Consider the following 19754-nt stretch of genomic DNA (forward strand, 5'->3'; position numbering starts at 1 on the left):
CAGCCCGGCTACGCTTTCATCTTTATATGTGCGGGTTGGGTGATGGGCGGGGAGCCAAAAATTCACTACCATCGTTATATTGTAACGATTTGCAAAAAATGCAACGACCTGACGACTTATCCACAGGTCTGGTTCACGTAACAGCAAGTACTGAGGTGGTATGCAAGTCGATCTGGAGGCTGAGGGGACGAACGTGGAAGGACTGCCGCGTTTTCAGCAGGCGGTGTTTCACGGACGTCGGTTGAAGCGGGTGGGCATCGGCCTGGCGAGTCTCGCAGCAGCAGGATTGTTGTTGGCGTTTTTTGTCGGGCTGTTTGCACCGCAATCGATCTGGCCGCCGCTATTGGTCAGTCAGTCCTCGGCGTTGATCGTGGTGGTGGCCGGTTTGCAATCGGCCTGGTGGATCACCCAATGGCGGGCGCGGGCGCTGGTTGAACCGGTGGTTGTGCTGGCTGCGGAACCGCTCGAACCGATCGAGGCGCTCGGCTGGTATGAGCGACTGTTGGCGCGAGCGGGTGAGCGCTGGATCGGATTGCTGGCGCAGATCGGCGCGCCGACGTTGTGGCTGGCCGGTTGGTCATTGCTGGCGTTGTTCAGCCTCGAACAATTCTGGAACCTGACATTACCCGCCGCTGCACTGGGTCTTTCGGCCAGCGTTGGGGCGGCGCTATCGTTGCTGCTGGCGTTCGGTTTGCTGGTGTGCGAACGCCAACTGACTCAGGAAATTCCCGCGCAATGGCCTGAAGCCGGGCAGTTGGCGCAGCTCACTCGCGTGGCGATCATCTGTCTGGTGACCGGCGCATTCTGCCTGTTGTTCAGCAGCGAAACTGCTGTCTGGCCGGTGCGCCTGGCGGTGTTGATCGGTTTACTGCCGGGGCTGGTCGCCGCAGAGTTGTTGCTGCGTGCGGTGTTGTCGTTGTTCAGTCCGCGTCGCGATCTGCTCGAACCGACGTTGCTGGCGCGCAGTTTTGTCGCGGACATGTTGCGCTGGCCGCCACAACCGTTGTTGGCGTTGCAGCACGAATTGCATAACCGCTTTGGCATCGATCTGCGGCAGATCTGGGCTTTCACTTACATGCGTCGGGCCTTCTTGCCTGTGCTGACCGTGGTGCTGTTCGTGGGTTGGCTGCTCACCGGGATTCACGAAATACCGCTGCAAGGGCGGGGGATCTACGAGCGCTTTGGCAAGCCGGTGCAGGTGTTTGGCCCGGGTTTGCATGCCGGTCTGCCTTGGCCGTTGGGACGGGTGCTGAGCGTTGAAAATGGCGTGGTTCACGAATTGGCGACCAGCGTCGGTGACGCGCCGGCAGCGACGGTGGCCGATCCTGCGGAAGGGCCCGCGCCGGCGATTGCCAACCGGTTGTGGGACGCCAGCCACGTGAATGACAAGTCCCAGGTGATTGCCAGTAGCAGCAACGATAAACAGAGCTTCCAGATCGTCAACATGGACGTGCGTTTTGTCTACCGCATCGGTTTGAGCGATCAGGCCGCGTTGGCGGCGACCTACAACAGCACCGATGTACCCACACTGATTCGCAGCACTGCCAGCCGGATTCTGGTGCACGATTTTGCCTCGCGGACCCTCGACGGTTTGCTTGGGGCCGATCGGGTAGGGCTCGCCGAAGACATTGGTCGTGCAGTGCAGGCTGATTTGCAGAAACTCGACAGCGGCGTGGAAATCCTCGCCACTGTCGTCGAAGCGATTCACCCTCCGGCCGGCGCTGCCAACGCCTATCACAGCGTGCAAGCGGCGCAGATCGGCGCGCAAGCGTTGATCGCGCGCGAGCGTGGCGCGGCTGCCGAGCAGACCAATCAGGCGCAATTGCAGGCCAGTGTCGCCAACGACCAGGCGCTGGCCACGGCACGCGAAGTCAACGCTACGGCCGAGGCCGCCGACCTGCGTTTCGCTGCCGAGCGTAAAGCCTACGCCGTAGCCGGTAGGGCCTTTGTGCTGGAGCAATACTTTGCCCAGCTGTCGCAAGGCCTGGCCAACGCCAAGGTACTGGTGCTTGATCATCGCTTGGGCGGCAACAGTACGCCGACCATCGACTTACGCAGCTACACGTTACCCGCCACCTTACCGACTGACACTTCGCCGTCACGTCACCCCGTTCAGTCAGGAGCCGCCAATTGAGCCCGTCGCATTCCCACGAGCCGCATGATCATCACGACCACGCCGGCCACGACCATGGCCATGGCGGGCATCATCACGGCCACCACCATCATCACCATGGCGACCCGCAAGAGGCGGGCCCCTTCCCGTGGCGACGCATGGGCTGGGCGGCGCTGCTGGTGCTGTTTGCCGTTGCAGCGGCGAGCCTGGTGCAAGTGCGTTCGGGCGAGGCGACGGTGATTACCCGTTTCGGCAATCCTTCGCGGGTACTGCTGGAGCCAGGCCTCGGTTGGCGCTGGCCGACACCGTTCGAAGCAGCGATTCCGGTAGACCTGCGCCTGCGCACCACCTCCAGCGGTTTGCAGGACGTGGGCACCCGCGATGGTTTGCGGATCATCGTTCAGGCTTATGTCGCGTGGCAGGTGCAGGGTGATCCGGACAATGTGCAACGCTTCATGCGAGCGGTGCAGAACCAACCGGACGAAGCAGCGCGGCAGATTCGTACTTTTGTCGGCTCTGCGCTGGAAACCACCGCCAGCAGTTTCGACCTGGCCAACCTGGTAAACACCGACGCCAAACAAGTGCATATCGCTGATTTCGAGGCGCAACTGCGCAAGCAGATCGATCAACAACTGCTGACCACTTACGGCGTGCGTGTGCTGCAAGTGGGTATCGAACGGCTGACACTGCCGTCAGTGACCCTGACTGCCACCGTCGATCGTATGCGTGCCGAGCGTGAAACCATTGCCACCGAACGCACCGCCATCGGCAAGCGAGAGGCGGCGCAAATCCGTTCCGCCGCCGAGCGCGATGCGCGCATCATCCAGGCCGACGCCACGGTGAAGGCTGCGGACATCGAGGCCCAATCGCGGGTTGAAGCCGCGCAAATCTACGGCAAGGCTTACGCGGGGTCGCCGCAGTTGTACAACTTGCTGCGTTCGCTGGACACCTTGGACACGATGGTAAAGCCGGGCACAAAGCTGATTCTGCGTACCGATGCTGCGCCATTCCGGGTGTTGGTTGATGGACCGCCGACACTGGATAACAAGTCTGGGTCGCAGCCATGAGTGTGGTTCCACGTGGAACAAATGAACTCGACAGCCCGTGGATTCAGGCGGGGCGTCTGGCATTTCTCGCGCTTTATGCGGTAACGGTGTTGGCCGCGTTGGCCTGGGCTTTCTCCAATGTCCGGCAGATAGATCCGCAGGATCGCGCCGTGGTGTTGCACTTCGGAGCACTGGATCGCATCCAGAACGCCGGCTTACTGTTGGCATGGCCGCGTCCGTTCGAGCAGGTGATTTTGTTGCCGGCAGCGGATCGGGTGATCGAACGGCGGGTAGAAAATCTGCTGCGCTCTGATGCTGCGCTGCAAGGTGAGCGTATGGCGAGTTTCGCCAATCCACTGAGCGATGCGCTGGCCGGCTCTGGGTATTTGCTCACTGGCGATTCGGGCGTGGTGCAACTGGACGTTCGGGTGTTTTACAAAGTGACCGAGCCTTACGCCTTCGTCCTGCAGGGTGAACATGTGTTGCCGGCGCTGGACCGTTTGGTGACTCGCAGTGCGGTGGCGCTGACGGCTGCGCGAGACCTGGACACCATTTTGGTCGCTCGGCCGGAGTTGATCGGTGCTGACAATCAGGCCGCCGAACGTCGCGAGCGTTTGCGCGGTGATCTGGTGCAAGGAATCAATCAACGCTTGGCCGAGTTGGCCGCGACGGGGTTGGGACTGGGGATCGAAGTCGCCCGGGTCGACGTGCAATCGAGTCTGCCCGAACCTGCGGTCAATGCTTTCAACGCGGTACTGACCGCCAGTCAGCAGGCAGATAAGGCCGTGGCGAACGCACGTACTGAGGCCGAAAAGCTCACTCAGACCGCGACCCAACAAGCTGATCGCACACTGCAAGTGGCTCACGCTCAAGCCAGCGAACGCCTGGCCAAAGCGTCGGCTGACACCGCCACGGTGCTCAGCCTGGCGCAGGCGCAACAGAAGGGCAGCGACCCGGAAATGCTCCTGCGGATCTACCGCGAGCGTATGCCGAAAATTCTCGGTCAGGCCGGTTCGGTTACGACGGTCAACCCTAAAGACGATTCCCGCCTGATCATTCAGGGAGCCGAACAATGACCGCTCAAACCACCGCCGCGCCAAGCATGTTGAGCACGGCTGAACAACGCAGCGCCGCACGCCAGTTGACCCTGGCGATGCTTGCTTTGGGCTTGCTCGGCCTGGGGCTGGTCTGGCGCTGGTTGTCGCCGGAGCAAACCGGTGTCAGTCAGTTATTGCTCGGGCTGGCTTCGTTGCTGGTGGCCGTTCCGGTCATGCGTTCGGCCTGGTACAGCCTGCGTTATCCGAGCCTGCACGGGATCACCGATCAACTGATCGCCTTGGCGATGATGGGCGCCTGGGCAACAGGCGATCTGCTGACCGCGGCCTTGTTGCCGATCATCATGATCTTCGGTCACGTGCTGGAAGAGCGCAGCGTGATTGGCTCTCAGGAAGCGATTCACGCGCTGGGCCGTCTGACGCGCAGCCACGCGCGCAAGGTTCAGGCCGATGGCTCGATTATCGAAATCGACAACGCTGCGCTGAAGGCTGGAGACATCGTCGAAGTGCGCGCAGGCGATCGAGTGCCGGCCGATGGGCGGGTGCTGTCCGGTCAAGCGAGCCTGGACACTGCGCCGATTACCGGTGAATCGGTGCCGCTTGAGGCCATCGTCGGCATGCAAGTGTTCGGCGGGGCGATCAACCTCGATGGTTTGCTGCGGTTGGAAGTGACCCGCACCGGCAACGAATCGACCCTCGGCAAAGTCATTGCGCTGATGCAAAGTGCCGAGCGCTCCAAGCCACCGATCACCCGTTTGCTGGAACGCTATGCCGGCAGCTACATGGTGCTGGTGTTGTTGTTGGCTGCGGTGACTTGGTTCGTGACTAATGATGCGCAAGCGATGCTCGCGGTACTGGTTGCCGCGTGCCCGTGTGCGTTGGTGCTGTCGGCCCCGGCCACGGCGATTGCCGGGATCGCGGTGGCTGCGCGCCACGGCATCCTGATTCGCAGCTCGGCGTTCCTTGAAGAGTTGGCGGACCTGACGTCGTTGGTGGTCGACAAGACCGGCACCCTGACGTTCGGCACGTTGCGTTTGCAGTCGATCGACAGCCCGGTCGAGGACCGCAGCACGTTGCTGAAACTGGCCGCCAGCCTTGGCTCGGCCAGCAGCCACCCGGTCAGTCGGGCGTTGGCGGGGTTGGTCACTCAGGAGCATTTCCTGCTGCTGTCGGACATTCGTGAACGTCAGGGCCTGGGCGTGGTGGCGATGACCGAACAGGGCGAAGCGGCGCTCGGCCGGCCTGAATTGTTTGCGCAGTTGGGCATCGCCACCTCGACGGTGCCGGTGCACGATGGGCCGATTGCCGGTCTGGCATTGGATGGGCGTTTCCTCGCGTGGCTGTTGTTGGCGGACAGCATCAAACCGGAAGCGCGTTTTGCCATGAGAGAGCTGCGCGAGCTGGGCCTTGGCCGGCAGTTGTTGTTGACCGGCGATCGGCAAAGCGTCGCCCACAGACTGGCCCATGAAGTCGGCATTAGCGATGTCGAGGCGCAAGCCTTGCCGGAAGACAAACTCAATCGCGTCCTGACTGAAATCGACAATGGCTTCCGGCCGATGGTGGTCGGCGATGGCATCAATGATTCGTTGGCGCTCAAGGCTGGCGTGGTCGGAGTGGCGATGGGCGCAGGCGGGGCAGACATAGCCCTGGCCTCGGCCGACATCGTGTTGATCGGCAGCGATCTGCGTCGACTCGGCACCTGCGTGCGCTTGAGCCGCCAGTGCCGACAGACCTTGCAGGTCAATGTGATCATCGGTCTGGGCTGGACGCTGGCGATCGTCGCGTTCGCCGCGTTTGGCTGGCTGGGAGCGGCGGGGGCGATGATTGCTGCGGTCCTGCATAACCTGAGCACGTTGCTGGTGTTGGGCAATGCCGGGCGTTTGTTGCGGTTCCAGGAGCCGCTGCTGAAGCTGAAAGAAGAGGGTTGAGGGCCTGGCCGGTCGGTTCGCCGAACTGTGCGCACAATTGACAGTCAACTGTGAAGAGGGCGTACCTCTTCAGGCCGTTACATGGCTGAAACAGTGGGTTTACGACAGCTTGTTGCTCTATCGTGACTCATAGGAAAAGGCTATTAAATCGATAGCCAGCTAATTTTCCACAATGGTCTACCCTCAAATCAGACGTCTGAAACAAGGGGGACTATTCATGCTCGCGCAACTGCCACCGGCCTTACAGAATCTGCAATTACCGCTTCGCTTGCGACTCTGGGACGGCCATGAATTCAATCTGGGCCCTGCGCCCAGCGTCACGATTGTGGTCAAGGACCCACAAATGGTGTCTCAATTCACCCGCCCAAGCCTCGACCTGCTGGGCGCCGCTTTCGTTGAGGGCAAACTCGAACTTGAAGGCCAGATCAGCGATGTGATCCGGGTATGTGATGAGTGGAGCCAAGCGTTGCTGGATGATGCCGACGGCAAGCAGCCAGTGCGCTCTGTCCATGACAAAGCCGCCGACGCAGCGGCGATTTCCTATCACTACGACCTCTCGAATGCGTTCTATCAGCTCTGGCTCGACAGTGACATGGCGTATTCCTGCGCGTACTTCGAAACCGGCAGCGAAACCCTGGAACAGGCCCAACAAGCAAAATTCCGCCACCTGTGTCGCAAACTACGGCTACAACCCGGCGAATACCTGCTGGATGTCGGCTGCGGCTGGGGAGGGTTGGCGCGTTATGCGGCGCGGGAGTTCGGGGCGAAAGTATTTGGCATCACCCTGAGCAAGGAACAGTTGGCATTGGCCCGGGAGCGGGTGATCGCTGAAGGTTTGCAGGATCAGGTTGAGCTACAACTGCTCGATTACCGCGATCTGCCTCAGGATGGGCGGTTCGATAAGATCGTGAGTGTCGGCATGTTCGAACACGTCGGGCACGCCAACCTGGCGGAGTACTGCAAGACATTGTTCGGTGCCGTGCGTGAAGGCGGCCTGGTGATGAACCATGGCATTACCGCCAAGCACACGGATGGCCGGCCGGTCGGACGCGGAGCGGGTGATTTCATCGAGCGCTACGTATTCCCTAACGGTGAGTTACCACACCTGTCGATGATTTCGGCCGAGATCAGTGAAGCGGGGCTGGAGATCGTCGACGTCGAAAGCCTGCGTCTGCATTACGCCCGCACGCTGGATCACTGGAGCGAGCGGCTGGAGGACAACCTTGAAGCCGCCTCCAAAGAGGTGCCGGACCAGGCGTTGCGGATCTGGAGACTGTATCTGGCAGGCTGCGCCTACGCGTTCGCGCGGGGCTGGATCAACTTGCACCAGATCCTCGCGGTCAAGACCCACCCCGACGGCAGCCATGAGCTACCGTGGACGCGTGACGATATCTACAACCCTTAAAGGATCGGCGAGATAAGCCGGGCGACCCGCATGCCAAGCTGTTGCAGGCGGTGGGTCTTTCGGCTTTCGCCTTTGGCAATTTCGTGGGCCTGGGCAAAGTCGTCGTTGAGCATGTGTTCCACCAAACCTGCGAATTCGCTGTCGACGGTCAGTAGCATGACTTCGAAGTTGAGCCTGAACGAACGGTTGTCCAGATTCGCGCTGCCGATGGCAGTGATTTCGCTGTCGATCAGCACGACCTTCTGATGCAGGAAGCCCGGCTGGTAACGGAATACCCGAACCCCGGCGCGTACCGCTTCGAAAGCGTACAGGCTGGAGGCGGCATAGACGATCCGGTGGTCCGGCCGAGATGGCAACAGGAGCCGCACATCGACACCGCGCAGCACCGCCAGGCGTAGCGCGGCAAACACCGCTTCATCGGGAATGAAATACGGGCTGGTGATCCACACGCGTTCGGTCGCGGAGTGGATGGCTTCAACGAAAAACAGTGAGCAGGTTTCGTAAGGGTCCGCCGGTCCGCTGGCCAGTAGTTGGCAGAGCACGCCGTCATCGGGGTAGCTCTGTGGCAGTATCAGCGGTGGCAATTTTCGGGAGGCCCAGAACCAGTCTTCCGCGAAAGACTCCTGCATGCACGCAACCACGGGGCCGCTGACGGCGATGTGCGTATCGCGCCACGGTGCCAGCGGTGGTTTCTGGCCCATGTATTCGTCACCGACGTTATGCCCGCCGACAAATCCCTGCACGCCGTCGACCACGACTATCTTGCGATGGTTACGGAAGTTCACCTGGAATCGATTGAGCCAGCCACTGCGTGTGGCAAACGCTTCGACCTGCACCCCGGCATCACGCAAGGGTTGAACATAGCTGTGGGGCAGGGAGTGGCTACCGATCCGATCGTAGAGCAGGTAAATAGCGACGCCTTCAGCGGATTTTTCCATTAGCAGTGTTTGCAGGCGTCGGCCGAGCTGGTCGTCATGGACGATAAAAAACTGAATCAACACGGCTTCGCGAGCGGCACGGATCGCTTCGAAAATCGCATCAAAGGTTGCCTGGCCGTTGATCAACAGCCGTACCTGATTGTTTGCCAGGCACGGCATCCGCCCCAGCTTCGGCATCGCCCGCAACGAGGTGTAGGCCTTGGAGGCGCGTGCGGTCAGCGCTTCCTCGATCCACGGACGCCAGTTCAGGTCGGCGATGGCCTTGTGCATTTCTTCGTTGGCCTGTCGACGAGCCTTGATATAAGCATCGAAGGTGCTGCGACCGAAGACCAGATAAGGGACAAGCGTCAGGTAAGGTATGAAGACCAGTGACAAGGCCCAGGCAATCGAGCCTTGAGCGGTCCTGACGGTCAATACGGCGTGAATGGCGGCGATCGTGCCCAGTGAGTGGATGAGCGCGATCAGATACGCGAGAAGATGGGGTCCAAAAAAATCCATGGGGCAATCATGCTCCTGACAATTCAATGCTTAACAGACCATGTTCCACGGTGAATGTCGCTATTTAATTAGACATGCAACCGAAGTAGATTGGCGACGTCTAACGGGCACTATTGTCTAGGAGTTACTCGATGAACGTACGTCTGCTGGGTTTGGCCATGGCTGTTGGCTTGTCGCTTCCTGTGGTCGCTCAGGCGCAGATGCTGCAACCGGGTTTGTGGGAGTTGACCTCAAGCAACATGAAGGTCGATGACCAGAACCTCCCGGATCTGCAGTTGATCCTTAGCCAGTTGGGCAGCCAGATGACGCCGGCACAAAAGGCCGCGCTGGAGAAACAAGGCATCACCATGGGCGGTAAAGGGATTCGTGTGTGCCTGACCCAGGCACAGGTTCAATCCGATACCATTCCCCTGCAAGACCCGCAGTCAGGCTGCACGCAGCAGGTCACCGACCGCAGCGGCAACCAGTGGAAATTCCGCTTCAGCTGCCCGAAAGCCCAGGGCGCCGGTGTTGCTACGTTCCTGAGCGACCGTGAGTTCAACACCACGGTCAACGGCACATTCAACGCCACCGGCATTCAGCAAAAGGGCAGCATGGATACACGCGCCGTGTGGCTGGGACAGGATTGCGGGACGGTCAAACCTCGCGCCTAAAGCCATTGTGTAAAACGCGATTTAGCGCATGAACCCAGAGGCAACCCCCGGCAGTTGTCATAAAGACTTGCGGCGTGCCAGGCAATTTGCCCCGAAACCAATGTCGTACTCACGCTGTGTCGAAAGCGCTGCCCGGCGAACGGTGTCCAACCGCATTGAGCGAGAATCGGCTGCCGGGAAACAGCTTTGCCGGCAGGCTCGGGTTTGATCAACACGAGGTCGGCCCAATAGCCTTCACGCAGGTAGCCGCGATCCGGTATGGCAAACAGGTCCGCCACGCGATGGCTGGTTTTGGCCACCAGGGTGGTCAGTGGAATCAACTGATCGGCCACCAGTTCCAGCAGCGCGGGGAGGGCGGTGTTGTACCAGCGGCAACCCGGAAGGTGCCTGTCGGTGGGGCAACTGTTTTTCAGCCCAGGTGTAGGGCGCGTGGTCGCTGCCCGGCGCTTTTTTTCGGCCAGTGCATCGAGCGTCAGGGTTGCCGGTCGGGTGTTGGGCATGTCCATGAAACTGGTGATGCCACCCGCTACGGCCGCCCGCGATTCGGTATGGATGCTGCCTTTGTTCGGTGCACCCGGATCACGAAAGTGCACCTGGTCGTCGATCATTCCCGGTAGCAACCATTGGCCATTGGCGTCGATTTCCAGCGTCGCGTTTTCACCTTCGATGCTGCTGGCGATCTTCGCTATGCGCCCGTGATCCACCAGCAGATCCGCGTCGAACTTGCGGCCCTCATTGACCAGTCGGGCGTTGCGTATCAGCACGCTGCTCATGCTCAAAACTCGTTCTGCAGGGCTTTGTAGCCGCGCACCAGATCGACGTTGGTGCGCGCCACGTCCTCCGAAAACTCCGAGGCGCTGACGCTGACCGGCGGGAACTGCGACAAGTCGGTTTTGGGACCGATGCGTGTGGTGGACGGCACGTAGAAGTCGGCCGGCAAGTCTCGCCCGTCGACCACCGAGTTGTGCCGCACCACGCAACCGTCGCCGACCGCACAGTTGAACAGCACGCTGTTGAACCCGATGAACACCCGGTTCCCGACGGTGCAGGGGCCATGGACGATGGAGCGGTGAGCGATGGAACTGAACTCGCCGATGGTTACAGCGGCACCGGATTTGGAGTGGATCACCACACCATCCTGAATGTTCGAGTTGGCGCCGATGGTGATCGGTTCCATCTCGCCCGAATCGTCGACTTCATCGGCGCGGATCACCGCGTAGGGACCGACGAAGACGTTCTCGCCAATCACTACCTTGCCGCAGATGATCGCGGTTTTATCGACGTAGGCGGACTCGGCAATCCGCGGCAAATCGCCGGACGGGTTCTTGCGGATCATGGCGTGCTCAAGGCCTCGTATAGCGTGTTGAGGTTGTATTCAAACAGCCCGGCAAAGGTACTGGCCGGACCTTCGGTGGCGAGTGCATCCGAGTACAGGGTGCCGCCAATATGCGCGCCGCTTTCATCGGCGATTTGCTTGAGCAGGCGGGCGTCCTTGATGTTTTCCATGAACACCGCTTTGACCTTGGCCTGACGGATCTGCGTGATCAATGCGGCCACTTCGGCGGCAGACGGTTCGCGTTCGGTGGACAGGCCTTGAGGCGCCATGAAGTCGATGCCGTACGCCTGACCCAGATAGCCGAAGGCGTCATGAGAGGTAACGATCTTGCGGTTGCCCGGCGGCAATGCGCCGAGCTTGGCTTTGGCTTCAGCCAGCAGACGGTAGATCTGTTTCAGGTAGGTCTGGCTGTTGTGTTCGTAGTCGGATTTGTTCGCCGGGTCTGCGGCGATCAGCGCCTTGGTGATGTTGTTCACATAGAGTTCGGTATTCGCCAGATTGTGCCAGGCATGCGGGTCGGGGATGGTCTCGCCGTCCTCGTCCATGGTCCTGGGGATCACGCCGCGACTGGTGGTGATCACCGGGGTTTTGGTGGCGGTGCTGGCAACCATGCGGTCCAGCCATGGCTCGAAACCGAGGCCGTTCTTGAAGATCAGCTTGGCCTTGAGCAGGGCCTTGGCGTCGTCCGGAGTGGGCTCGTAGGTGTGAGCGTCAGCGTCCGGGCCGACCATGTTGGTGATCTGGATGTGCTCGCCGCCGACCTGATGAACCATGTCGGCCAGGATGCTGAAGCTGGTGACCACCGGCAGTTTTTCTGCTGCCGATGCCATTGATAACGACATCGACAACCACACACTGAACAGCACAAGTAGAGCGCGCATCGGGAAACACCTCATTGGGATGTGAGCAAAGGCGGGCGCCGCAGCAATCCGTGCACCGGACCGAACACCACGGACAGCAGGTACAACGCGCCGGCTACCAGCACGATGGCGGGGCCGCTGGGCAGCGAGTAGTAGAACGACAGCAACAGACCGAACCATACCGAGAGGCAGCCGAGCAGCCCGGCGATGGCCATCAGCATCGGCAAGTGACGGCTCCAGAAGCGTGAAGCGGCGGCCGGCAACATCATCAAACCGACCACCATCAGCGCGCCAATGGCCTGGAAACCGATCACCAGATTCAGCACCACCAGGGTCAAAAACACGCCGTGTGCCAAAGGGCCGAGACGGCTGACGGTTTGCAGAAACAGTGGGTCGAGGGTGTCCAGCAGCAGTGGCCGATAGATCAGTGCCATGGCGATCAGGCTGATCCCCGAGACCCAGAGCATGCCGGTCAATGTCGGGCCGTCGACGGCCAATGCCGAGCCGAACAGCAAGTGGAGCAAGTCGAGGCGTTTGCCGGCGATCCCCAGGATCAGCACGCCGCTGGCCAGCGAGATGGGGTAGATCGCCGCCAGGCTGGCGTCTTCCCGAAGGCCGGTGCGGCGGGTAATCCATGCCGCTAATCCGGCCATGCTCAGGCCAGCGCCGAGGCCACCGATGGTCAGTGCTGGCAAGCTCAAACCGGCGAACCAAAACCCTAACGCGGCGCCAGGCAAGATGCCGTGAGCCACGGCATCGCCGATCAGGCTCATGCGCCTCAGGATCAGAAACACCCCAAGCGGTGCAGTGCTGCAAGCCAATACCAGACCACCGATGAGGGCCCGGCGCATGAACACGAATTCGTGAAACGGTTGCCAAAGTTGCGCAGCGACGAGCATTACGCCACCTGCGTGAGAGGTTGCTGGAGGATCAGTTCATGGCTCGGCGCCAGGACGCAGCCCGTATTTTTGATCAGCAATGCTTGAGGAATATGTTGGCGAACCGCAGCCAGGTCATGACACACCACGACCAGCGTTCGGTCCTCGTTGTGCCAAGTGTGGATGTGTTGCCACAGCAGCGCCTGGCCGAGTTCGTCCAGTGCGGCGTGAGGTTCGTCGAGCAGCAACAGTGGCGCTTCGGCGAGGCTCAGACGAGCGAGCAGGGCGCGTTGCAATTCGCCACCCGACAATGCCATCAATGGGCGTTGCTCCAGGCCGCTCAGACACCAGTCATTCAGTACATTGTCGAGGCGTTGGCGGCGAACGTCCGGCGTTTGCTTGCTACCCCAGAACCCGGCGCTTACCAGCTCTTGCAGGGTGATGGGGAACTGTCGGTCGAGGTGCTGTTGTTGTGGCAAAAAGGACAAGCCACCCCGTGGTGAAACGTCGAGAACAACTTTGCCAGCCAGCGGCTTTTGCAGACCGGCGATGACTTTCAGCAAGCTGCTTTTGCCCGAGCCATTGGCGCCAATGACTGCCGTCAGGCTGCCGCTGGGTAAATTGAAATCGAGGGCGGGAGTGAGTGGTTGGCCAGGTGCGCCCCAGCGCAATCCTTGGCAGCGAATCATGCGGCCTCCCAGTTCCAACGACTTTCAGCGACCGCATCGTGGGCGTGCAGACTTTCGGCGTGAACTACGCGCAACTGAAAAGCCTTGATGCCAGGCGAGCGTTTCAACGCCAGATTTAAACGTCGTGCAGCGTCTTCGCAGAACATCAGGTTCTGACCATTTGCGAGAGCGAAGGCCTGTTCGTCGGCACGCTTTACTGCGGTTTGAACGGCGGTGCCGAGCGCGGCTTCGGCGTCATTGATCGCTGCGATCAAGGGCAGATCGTCCAGATAGTCATTCAGTCGTAGCCGCAATTGCGCACTGCTGCGTTGGCTGTGGGGCGTCGCGACGATGCCTTTTGATGATCCGAGCCAAGTCAAAACGTCGGCGTGCTGCAACGGCTTGTTGGCAAAATCATCGATGAATTGCTGCTGAATAAGTTGTCTCGACAGTGCGGCTGAACAGGGGCACGTGGACGAATAAGGAACATCAATTTTAAGTTCCACGTGGAACACTGTGTTTTCCAAACGCGCTTCGATGCTGATCGGATAGCTTTTCCAGCCGGCCAAAGGGCTGATCAAGGCTGGGCGTTTGAGCAGTAAATCAGCGTGAATGCGCAGGAAAGCGGCATTGGATAAACCCTCGTGGCTGTCGAGGAAACGTTGCAGAACTTGCCGCAACAACGCCGGGGTGAGGCTTTCCCGCTCAAGCATTTCCAGCGCCAGATACAGCCGCGACATATGAATGCCACGCGCTTCGCCATCATCGAGACTGACGCCCGCGTCGGCTTTCGCACTTAATCGCTGGCCGTCGAATACAACAGGAAGAGCAATGCCGCACATGCCCACCCATTCGAGTGGCAAGGCTTGGCGTGAGGCCTGCGCGGCGATATCCGGCAAAGTCAGCGCATTCATGAGCAGGTCCATCGTTGGAAATGTTTTGCCATGTTATATTATAACAATCAAATCGACGATGCCTTTTTCTCGAGCGGTCTTCACTATGCACAGGCGACAATTGCTCAACCTGTTGTTGGCCAGCGCTGCGCTGGTTTTACCCTTCGGCGTGTCGGCGACGCAGATCCGCAATGCACGGCTCTGGCGTTCGGATGACAAGCTTCGCCTGGTACTCGATCTGAGYGGACCGGTGCAGTACAAAACCTTCTCGTTGAGCACGCCCGAGCGACTGATCATCGACTTGAGCGGTGCGCAGCTCAGCGGTGACTTCAGCCAATTGACGCTCACCAACACGGTGATTCGTTCGATCCGTTCCGGGCACTTCGGGCAAGGCGATACGCGGATCGTGCTCGACCTTACCGGTCCGGTGCGGCTCAATAGTTTTCAACTGCCGCCACAGGACGGGCAGGGTCATCGTCTGGTGCTCGACCTGCTCAACGCCGCGCCCGTGCAGATCGCTGCGGCGGCACCTTTGGTCCAGCGTGAAACACCGGCTGACAAGGCCCACCCCAAGCGCGACATCATCGTCGTGGTCGACCCAGGCCATGGCGGCAAGGACCCCGGCGCAATTGGCGCCAAAGGCGAGCGCGAAAAAGATGTGGTGCTGTCCATCGCGCAATTGCTGGCCAAGCGCTTGAAGCGCGAAAAAGGGTTTGATGTGAAATTGGTGCGCAACGATGACTTCTTCGTGCCGCTACGCAAGCGCGTGGAGATCGCCCGTACGCACAAGGCCGACATGTTCATCTCGGTGCACGCTGACGCGGCGCCACGGCTCACGGCTTCTGGCGCTTCGGTTTACGCATTGTCCGAAGGTGGCGCGACTTCGGCCACGGCGCGCTTCATGGCGCAACGGGAAAACGGTGCCGATTTGCTGGGGGCGAGCAGTCTGCTCAACTTGAAGGACAAGGATCCGATGCTCGCCGGAGTAATCCTCGACATGTCGATGAACGCCACTATCGCCGCCAGTTTGCAGCTCGGTAGCACAGTGCTCGGCAGCCTGGCAGGCATTACCACGTTGCATCAGAAGCGTGTGGAACAGGCAGGTTTTGCGGTACTGAAATCACCGGATGTGCCATCGATCCTGGTCGAAACCGGCTTCATTTCCAACGCCCGTGACAGCCAACGGCTGGTGACGGCGCGGCATCAAAAGGCGGTAGCCGACGGACTTTTTGAAGGTTTGCAGCGCTATTTTCAGAAGAATCCGCCGCTGAACAGTTACATGGCCTGGCAACAGTCGCAGCAAAAATCGCAGGTCTAGCAGCCCGTCAGTCGGCTACAGGTGAACTTGCCGCTGGAACCGCCAGAGCTGGAAAACCGATTGAGGGTGGTCCAGCCAACGCGGCGGCTGTAACCGACCCAGGCTTCGCCATCCGACGCCAAGCCGGTGAAGAACGTCAGTTGGCCATAACGGCTGCTGGTCTGCGCCCAATAGCGATTACCGCTCACTTCAAACCCTCGCATGTAGGTCGTGCTGCCCGCCGTGGCGACGCTGTAAGAGTTTCCGTCTGGGTCTACGCAGACCAGCAGATTGGCGCTGCGCGTGCACTTCGCCTGGCTCGACGCCTGCGCGCAGGCGTCTGCCGCGACCAACAGCGAAAGGCTCAACAGTGTGCATTTCAAGGCGTTGTGCATGGGTTTTCTCGTTGTGCGAACGGGCTCAAGCATTGCGTCCTTCGTCGCAGGGAGCAAGAGGGGATTGGCGTCTTTATGTTGTTATACTATAACATTAAAAATCGCCCGACCGGCCACTCCTGATGAGGAACACCTGATGCCCAATCGTCTCCCCGTTACCGTGCTGTCCGGCTTTCTCGGCGCCGGCAAAAGCACGCTGCTCAACTACGTACTGCGCAACCGCGAGAATCTTCGGGTCGCGGTAATCGTCAATGACATGAGCGAAATCAACATCGACGGCAGCGAAGTCCAGCGCGATGTCACCTTGAACCGCGCCGAAGAAAAACTCGTCGAAATGAGCAACGGCTGCATTTGCTGCACCTTGCGCGAAGACCTGCTGGAAGAGGTCGGCAAGCTGGCCAGGGACGGTCGCTTTGATTACCTGCTGATCGAGTCCACCGGTATTTCCGAACCTCTTCCCGTGGCGGAAACATTCACCTTTCACGACGAGGAAGGCCAAAGCCTGGCCGACATCGCGCGGCTCGACACCATGGTCACGGTGGTCGACGGGATGAACTTTCTGCTCGATTACCAGGCCGCTGAAAGCCTCGCATCACGGGGTGAAACCCTTGGCGAAGAAGACGAGCGTTTGATCACGGATTTGTTGATCGAGCAGATCGAGTTCGCCGATGTGCTGCTGATCAGCAAGATCGATCTGATCAGCAGATCAGAGCGCGAAGAGTTGATCGCGATCCTCAAACGGCTCAACGCCCAGGCGCACATTATCCCGATGGTCATGGGCGAAGTGCCGCTGAAACAAATCCTCAACACCGGCCGCTTCGACTTTGATAAGGCCTCCCAGGCACCGGGCTGGCTGCAGGAATTGCGCGGCGAACATGTGCCGGAAACCACCGAGTACGGCATTGCTTCAATGGCTTATCGGGCTCGTCGACCGTTCCATCCGCAGCGCTTTTTCAGCTTCATCAATCGACCGTGGGTGAATGGAAAACTGCTGCGCTCCAAGGGCTTTTTCTGGTTGGCCAGCAAGCACCAGGACGCCGGTAGCTGGTCCCAGGCCGGTGGTTTGATGCGTCACGGGTTTGCCGGCCGCTGGTGGCGCTTTGTGCCGAAAGCGCAGTGGCCACAGGATCAGGAAAGTACCGCCGCGATCATGGAAAACTGGACCTCCGCCACCGGTGATTGCCGTCAGGAGCTGGTGTTCATCGGCCAGAATATCGACTTTGCCCAACTCACCGCACGCCTCGATAACTGCCTGCTCAATGATGACGAAATGTCCCTGGGCGTCGAAGGCTGGCGCCTGATGGCAGACCCGTTTGGTCCATGGCTCGAAGAGGAGGCGGCCTGATGTTGGCGCCGAGTCTGAAAGCGCGGCCAGTGGTTCGTCAGGTACAGGGGCAAACCCCTGATGTCTTCACGCAGATACTTGAAGACGGCACCAACCTGGCGCTCTGGCAGCGTCGTTTGCCGGCACATATCGCTGACTTCGGCGCATTGCTGTTATCGCTGAACGAGCCGCTGGCCGAGTCGTTAGTAGTGGAATTGGCGACTGACGACGCTGAACCCAATCTGCGTGGCCTGGCCGAAAGCTACAGTGACCTGGAGGGCCACGAAGGGTTTATCGCCGATGTTTCATGGTTGGTCAGCGCGTTTGCCTGCTTGCTGGGCGCAACGCGTATCGGCTTGCGTTTGCGGGTGCTGGATAACGCCATGTGCCCGCGTTTTCATGTCGATCATGTGCCGGTGCGGCTGATCACCACCTACGCCGGCATTGGCAGTCAGTGGCTCAGAGAGGGCGCCATGGAGCGTAAGAATCTGGCCAGAGCGGAGGCCGAGCCGCAGGGCTGTGAGCAAATGCTCTGTGGTGAAGTGGCACTGCTCAAGGGCGAGAAGTGGCACGGCAACGAGGGTTTCGGGCTGATTCATCGTTCACCGCAACCCGCACCGGGTGAGCGTCGGCTGATCCTGACGCTCGACTGGCTCGGTTGATTCAAGGCGTGAGCCAGGCGCCCTGGCTTTGGCTTTCGCAATACGGCTTGAGGTACGCGGCGTCTGTGGCCACGCCGTAATAGTGAATATCCTGCCGGTAAGGCATATTGGCGACTTGAGCGTTGCTGCACACACCGAAGGCACCGCTGGGGCATTGCTCGAGGAATGCGACGTCGACCTTCTGCCCCGCGAGGTTTGGCTGACAGAAACCGTCATGGAACATTTTTTCCGGGATATTGCGGTTCTGCTGACAGACTTTGACGTCGAGCCGCTCCGCCTGGCTGTGAACCACGCAGGCCTGGGCCAACGCCTCGCCCGAAGCGAGGGCCAACAGCAACGACAAGCCGATCAGTCGCATCCTTTTTCTCCCTAGAAGCCGCCGAACATGTTGCAGAACATTCCTACTCACGTCATCGCCGGGCCGTTAGGCGCCGGCAAGACCAGCCTGATCAAGCATCTGCTGATGCAGCGGCCGGCGAACGAGCGCTGGGCGGTGCTGATCAACGAGTTTGGTCAGATCGGTCTCGACGCCGCACTGCTGACCACGGGCGCTGATGGTATCGCACTGGGGGAAGTGGCTGGCGGCTGTTTGTGTTGCGTGAATGGTGCGCCGTTTCAGATTGGCCTCGGGCGGTTGCTGCGTAAATCACGGCCGGACCGCTTGTTTATCGAACCCTCGGGGCTGGGACACCCGGCGCAGTTGCTCAAGCAATTAAGCGAAGCGCCGTGGCAGGGTGTACTGGCAATTCAACCGAGCGTTCTGGTGCTCGACGCTCAAGCCCTGGCCGCCGGAAAACCACTGCCAGGGGCGCAACAGCAAGCGCTACCGAGCGCGGGTCTGTTGCTGCTGAACAAGGCCGAGCACCTGAGCGATGAAGATCGCCAGCGCATCACCGCGCGGCTGCCGGAATGCCCGCTGTATTGGACGCAGCAGGGCGCCCTGGCATTGAGTGACTTGCCAGGCGTGCGCAGTCGAGCGGTCGAGGGTGTGGATAACTTCAAAGTGCCTAAAGGTCTGGCGCAGATGCCGGCAGTCTGGCCTGATCCGACACAGCCGATTAGCTTGAGTCAGCAGCAGGAAGGTGGCTGGAGCATAGGTTGGCGTTGGCACCCGAGTCAGTCGTTCGAACTTTCTCGGGTCCAGGCTTGCCTGGCGGCCCTGGACTGGCGACGGGCCAAGCTGGTTATCCACAGCGCCGAGGGTTGGGTGTCGGCCAACTCGCTGGATAACGCCGTGCTGCACTGGCAACCCAGTGAATGGCGTCAGGACTCGCGCATCGAGCTTATTTTCGATAAGCCGCAGGATGCCGAATCACTACAGGGGAAACTTGCGAGTTGCCGGGTGAACCAGACTTAACGCGGTTCAGGGCTCAGTGACGAAACTTGTTGTGGTCCTGGCGCCATTGACTCAGCTCGATCACCTCGGCGCTGGGCAGCACGGGTTTTTCCTCGAGCGGGATCGGGTAGGGGGCCAGTTCGATCTGCGCGCTGTGGGCACCGAATTGGGTAATGGTGCCCATGTGACGCGTTTCGCCGGTCACGGTGAACTCAAAGTTATACACGCGGGCCAGACGTCGCCGCCCGTTGGCGTCCTTCACGAAGCCGATTTTTTTCAACGCCACATTGCCGTCGAGCAATTCGATGTCGAGTTTGGCGCAATGCCGCTTGACCCGTTCCAGGGCCCGCTCGCGCAAGCCATGGTTGTGCCACAGCCAGGCGGCACCGGTCGCCAGCAGCATCAGCACGAAGATATTTCCAAGGGTCAGCATGAACAGTGCTCCAACAAATTAGTGTCAGCTTAACTG

19 protein-coding genes and 2 pseudogenes are annotated in these 19754 nt (G+C 60.2%); 11 read left to right on the forward strand and 10 right to left on the reverse strand.

Features of this window, described 5'->3' with window-relative positions:
* Positions 1 to 160 precede the first annotated feature (160 nt).
* The 6 genes and pseudogenes from hflK (AC1DIH_RS12200) (at position 161) to cfaB (ending at position 7547) form a co-directional block, all read left to right on the forward strand.
* Positions 161 to 2134, forward strand: coding sequence for a protease modulator HflK (hflK, locus tag AC1DIH_RS12200; protein ID WP_477771849.1), 1974 nt, complete (start codon positions 161 to 163; stop codon positions 2132 to 2134).
* Positions 2131 to 3180 (forward strand): protease modulator HflC, encoded by a 1050-nt coding sequence (gene hflC, locus AC1DIH_RS12205; RefSeq protein WP_477771850.1) that lies wholly within the window; start codon positions 2131 to 2133, stop codon positions 3178 to 3180. The genes hflK (AC1DIH_RS12200) and hflC overlap by 4 nt, the downstream gene beginning before the upstream one ends.
* The gene (gene hflK / locus AC1DIH_RS12210) at positions 3177 to 4235 is read left to right on the forward strand and encodes a protease modulator HflK (protein WP_477771851.1); all 1059 of its coding nucleotides are present in this window, start codon (positions 3177 to 3179) and stop codon (positions 4233 to 4235) included. The genes hflC and hflK (AC1DIH_RS12210) overlap by 4 nt, the downstream gene beginning before the upstream one ends.
* Positions 4232 to 6142: a cation-translocating P-type ATPase gene (locus tag AC1DIH_RS12215; protein WP_477771852.1), complete on the forward strand. Its 1911-nt coding sequence runs from the start codon at positions 4232 to 4234 to the stop codon at positions 6140 to 6142. Before hflK (AC1DIH_RS12210) ends, AC1DIH_RS12215 begins: the two co-directional genes overlap by 4 nt.
* 16 nt (positions 6143 to 6158) lie before the next feature.
* Positions 6159 to 6275: pseudogene (locus AC1DIH_RS12220) on the forward strand (HvfC/BufC N-terminal domain-containing protein); the annotation flags it as partial.
* Between the two features lie 84 nt (positions 6276 to 6359).
* On the forward strand, positions 6360 to 7547 hold the full coding sequence (gene cfaB / locus AC1DIH_RS12225) for a C17 cyclopropane fatty acid synthase CfaB (RefSeq protein WP_477771853.1): 1188 nt from the start codon (positions 6360 to 6362) through the stop codon (positions 7545 to 7547).
* On the opposite strand, the gene cls is transcribed toward cfaB, so the two are convergent.
* The gene (gene cls, locus AC1DIH_RS12230; RefSeq protein ID WP_477771854.1) at positions 7544 to 8983 is read right to left on the reverse strand and encodes a cardiolipin synthase; all 1440 of its coding nucleotides are present in this window, start codon (positions 8981 to 8983) and stop codon (positions 7544 to 7546) included. The genes cfaB and cls overlap by 4 nt on opposite strands.
* 131 nt (positions 8984 to 9114) lie before the next feature.
* Here cls and AC1DIH_RS12235 point away from each other — a divergent pair, with 131 nt between their 5' ends.
* Positions 9115 to 9636 (forward strand): DUF3617 domain-containing protein, encoded by a 522-nt coding sequence (locus AC1DIH_RS12235; RefSeq protein ID WP_145018267.1) that lies wholly within the window; start codon positions 9115 to 9117, stop codon positions 9634 to 9636.
* Here the strand turns inward: AC1DIH_RS12235 and AC1DIH_RS12240 are convergent.
* From AC1DIH_RS12240 to folE2, 6 genes and pseudogenes are all read right to left on the reverse strand, one after another.
* Positions 9633 to 10409: pseudogene (locus AC1DIH_RS12240) on the reverse strand (amidohydrolase family protein). The gene AC1DIH_RS12235 and the pseudogene AC1DIH_RS12240 overlap by 4 nt on opposite strands.
* 2 nt (positions 10410 to 10411) lie before the next feature.
* Entirely contained in the window at positions 10412 to 10972 is a 561-nt protein-coding gene (locus AC1DIH_RS12245) for a gamma carbonic anhydrase family protein (protein ID WP_477771855.1), read from the reverse strand.
* Positions 10969 to 11853 carry a metal ABC transporter substrate-binding protein gene (locus tag AC1DIH_RS12250; RefSeq protein WP_477771856.1) on the reverse strand — a complete coding sequence of 295 codons (885 nt, stop codon included), beginning with the start codon at positions 11851 to 11853 and terminating at the stop codon, positions 10969 to 10971. Before AC1DIH_RS12250 ends, AC1DIH_RS12245 begins: the two co-directional genes overlap by 4 nt.
* Before the next feature lie 11 nt (positions 11854 to 11864).
* Entirely contained in the window at positions 11865 to 12731 is an 867-nt protein-coding gene (locus tag AC1DIH_RS12255) for a metal ABC transporter permease (RefSeq protein WP_347928459.1), read from the reverse strand.
* Entirely contained in the window at positions 12731 to 13399 is a 669-nt protein-coding gene (locus AC1DIH_RS12260) for a metal ABC transporter ATP-binding protein (RefSeq protein WP_477771857.1), read from the reverse strand. Before AC1DIH_RS12260 ends, AC1DIH_RS12255 begins: the two co-directional genes overlap by 1 nt.
* The gene (folE2, locus tag AC1DIH_RS12265; RefSeq protein WP_477771899.1) at positions 13396 to 14292 is read right to left on the reverse strand and encodes a GTP cyclohydrolase FolE2; all 897 of its coding nucleotides are present in this window, start codon (positions 14290 to 14292) and stop codon (positions 13396 to 13398) included. The genes AC1DIH_RS12260 and folE2 overlap by 4 nt, the downstream gene beginning before the upstream one ends.
* An 85-nt stretch (positions 14293 to 14377) precedes the next feature.
* On the opposite strand from folE2, the gene AC1DIH_RS12270 reads away from it, so the two are divergent.
* Positions 14378 to 15589, forward strand: coding sequence for an N-acetylmuramoyl-L-alanine amidase (locus AC1DIH_RS12270; protein ID WP_477771858.1), 1212 nt, complete (start codon positions 14378 to 14380; stop codon positions 15587 to 15589).
* Here AC1DIH_RS12270 and AC1DIH_RS12275 read toward each other — a convergent pair.
* Positions 15586 to 15963: a glutamine synthetase gene (locus tag AC1DIH_RS12275; protein ID WP_477771859.1), complete on the reverse strand. Its 378-nt coding sequence runs from the start codon at positions 15961 to 15963 to the stop codon at positions 15586 to 15588. The genes AC1DIH_RS12270 and AC1DIH_RS12275 overlap by 4 nt on opposite strands.
* A 136-nt stretch (positions 15964 to 16099) precedes the next feature.
* Here AC1DIH_RS12275 and zigA point away from each other — a divergent pair, with 136 nt between their 5' ends.
* Together zigA and AC1DIH_RS12285 are read left to right on the forward strand one after the other, a co-directional pair.
* On the forward strand, positions 16100 to 17308 hold the full coding sequence (gene zigA / locus AC1DIH_RS12280) for a zinc metallochaperone GTPase ZigA (protein WP_477771860.1): 1209 nt from the start codon (positions 16100 to 16102) through the stop codon (positions 17306 to 17308).
* A complete protein-coding gene (locus AC1DIH_RS12285; RefSeq protein ID WP_477771861.1) occupies positions 17308 to 17949 on the forward strand; it encodes a DUF1826 domain-containing protein in 642 nt (213 codons plus the stop codon). The genes zigA and AC1DIH_RS12285 overlap by 1 nt, the downstream gene beginning before the upstream one ends.
* Before the next feature lies 1 nt (position 17950).
* Here AC1DIH_RS12285 and AC1DIH_RS12290 read toward each other — a convergent pair whose 3' ends face one another.
* Complete coding sequence (locus AC1DIH_RS12290) at positions 17951 to 18307, reverse strand: NADH:ubiquinone oxidoreductase (protein WP_477767247.1); 357 nt, start codon at positions 18305 to 18307, stop codon at positions 17951 to 17953.
* A 27-nt stretch (positions 18308 to 18334) separates the two neighbouring features.
* Between AC1DIH_RS12290 and AC1DIH_RS12295 the strand changes: the two genes are divergently transcribed.
* Positions 18335 to 19306, forward strand: coding sequence for a CobW family GTP-binding protein (locus AC1DIH_RS12295; protein WP_477771862.1), 972 nt, complete (start codon positions 18335 to 18337; stop codon positions 19304 to 19306).
* Positions 19307 to 19319: 13 nt separating this feature from the next.
* Here the strand turns inward: AC1DIH_RS12295 and AC1DIH_RS12300 are convergent, their stop codons facing one another.
* On the reverse strand, positions 19320 to 19718 hold the full coding sequence (locus AC1DIH_RS12300) for a DUF3301 domain-containing protein (protein ID WP_477771863.1): 399 nt from the start codon (positions 19716 to 19718) through the stop codon (positions 19320 to 19322).
* Positions 19719 to 19754: the final 36 nt, after the last annotated feature.

The sequence above is a fragment of the Pseudomonas sp. 05N36 genome (assembly GCF_056397385.1).

What these genes read in the sequence shown, in the direction of transcription:
- hflK (WP_477771849.1), top strand. Translation starts at nt 161, where the DNA reads ATGCAAGTCGATCTGGAGGCTGAGGGGACGAACGTGGAAGGACTGCCG.
- hflK (WP_477771851.1), top strand. Translation starts at nt 3,177, where the DNA reads ATGAGTGTGGTTCCACGTGGAACAAATGAACTCGACAGCCCGTGGATT.
- AC1DIH_RS12215 (WP_477771852.1), top strand. Translation starts at nt 4,232, where the DNA reads ATGACCGCTCAAACCACCGCCGCGCCAAGCATGTTGAGCACGGCTGAA.
- cfaB (WP_477771853.1), top strand. Translation starts at nt 6,360, where the DNA reads ATGCTCGCGCAACTGCCACCGGCCTTACAGAATCTGCAATTACCGCTT.
- cls (WP_477771854.1), bottom strand. Translation starts at nt 8,983, where the DNA reads ATGGATTTTTTTGGACCCCATCTTCTCGCGTATCTGATCGCGCTCATC.
- AC1DIH_RS12235 (WP_145018267.1), top strand. Translation starts at nt 9,115, where the DNA reads ATGAACGTACGTCTGCTGGGTTTGGCCATGGCTGTTGGCTTGTCGCTT.
- AC1DIH_RS12245 (WP_477771855.1), bottom strand. Translation starts at nt 10,972, where the DNA reads ATGATCCGCAAGAACCCGTCCGGCGATTTGCCGCGGATTGCCGAGTCC.
- AC1DIH_RS12250 (WP_477771856.1), bottom strand. Translation starts at nt 11,853, where the DNA reads ATGCGCGCTCTACTTGTGCTGTTCAGTGTGTGGTTGTCGATGTCGTTA.
- AC1DIH_RS12255 (WP_347928459.1), bottom strand. Translation starts at nt 12,731, where the DNA reads ATGCTCGTCGCTGCGCAACTTTGGCAACCGTTTCACGAATTCGTGTTC.
- AC1DIH_RS12260 (WP_477771857.1), bottom strand. Translation starts at nt 13,399, where the DNA reads ATGATTCGCTGCCAAGGATTGCGCTGGGGCGCACCTGGCCAACCACTC.
- folE2 (WP_477771899.1), bottom strand. Translation starts at nt 14,292, where the DNA reads ATGAATGCGCTGACTTTGCCGGATATCGCCGCGCAGGCCTCACGCCAA.
- AC1DIH_RS12275 (WP_477771859.1), bottom strand. Translation starts at nt 15,963, where the DNA reads ATGCACAACGCCTTGAAATGCACACTGTTGAGCCTTTCGCTGTTGGTC.
- zigA (WP_477771860.1), top strand. Translation starts at nt 16,100, where the DNA reads ATGCCCAATCGTCTCCCCGTTACCGTGCTGTCCGGCTTTCTCGGCGCC.
- AC1DIH_RS12285 (WP_477771861.1), top strand. Translation starts at nt 17,308, where the DNA reads ATGTTGGCGCCGAGTCTGAAAGCGCGGCCAGTGGTTCGTCAGGTACAG.
- AC1DIH_RS12290 (WP_477767247.1), bottom strand. Translation starts at nt 18,307, where the DNA reads ATGCGACTGATCGGCTTGTCGTTGCTGTTGGCCCTCGCTTCGGGCGAG.
- AC1DIH_RS12295 (WP_477771862.1), top strand. Translation starts at nt 18,335, where the DNA reads ATGTTGCAGAACATTCCTACTCACGTCATCGCCGGGCCGTTAGGCGCC.
- AC1DIH_RS12300 (WP_477771863.1), bottom strand. Translation starts at nt 19,718, where the DNA reads ATGCTGACCCTTGGAAATATCTTCGTGCTGATGCTGCTGGCGACCGGT.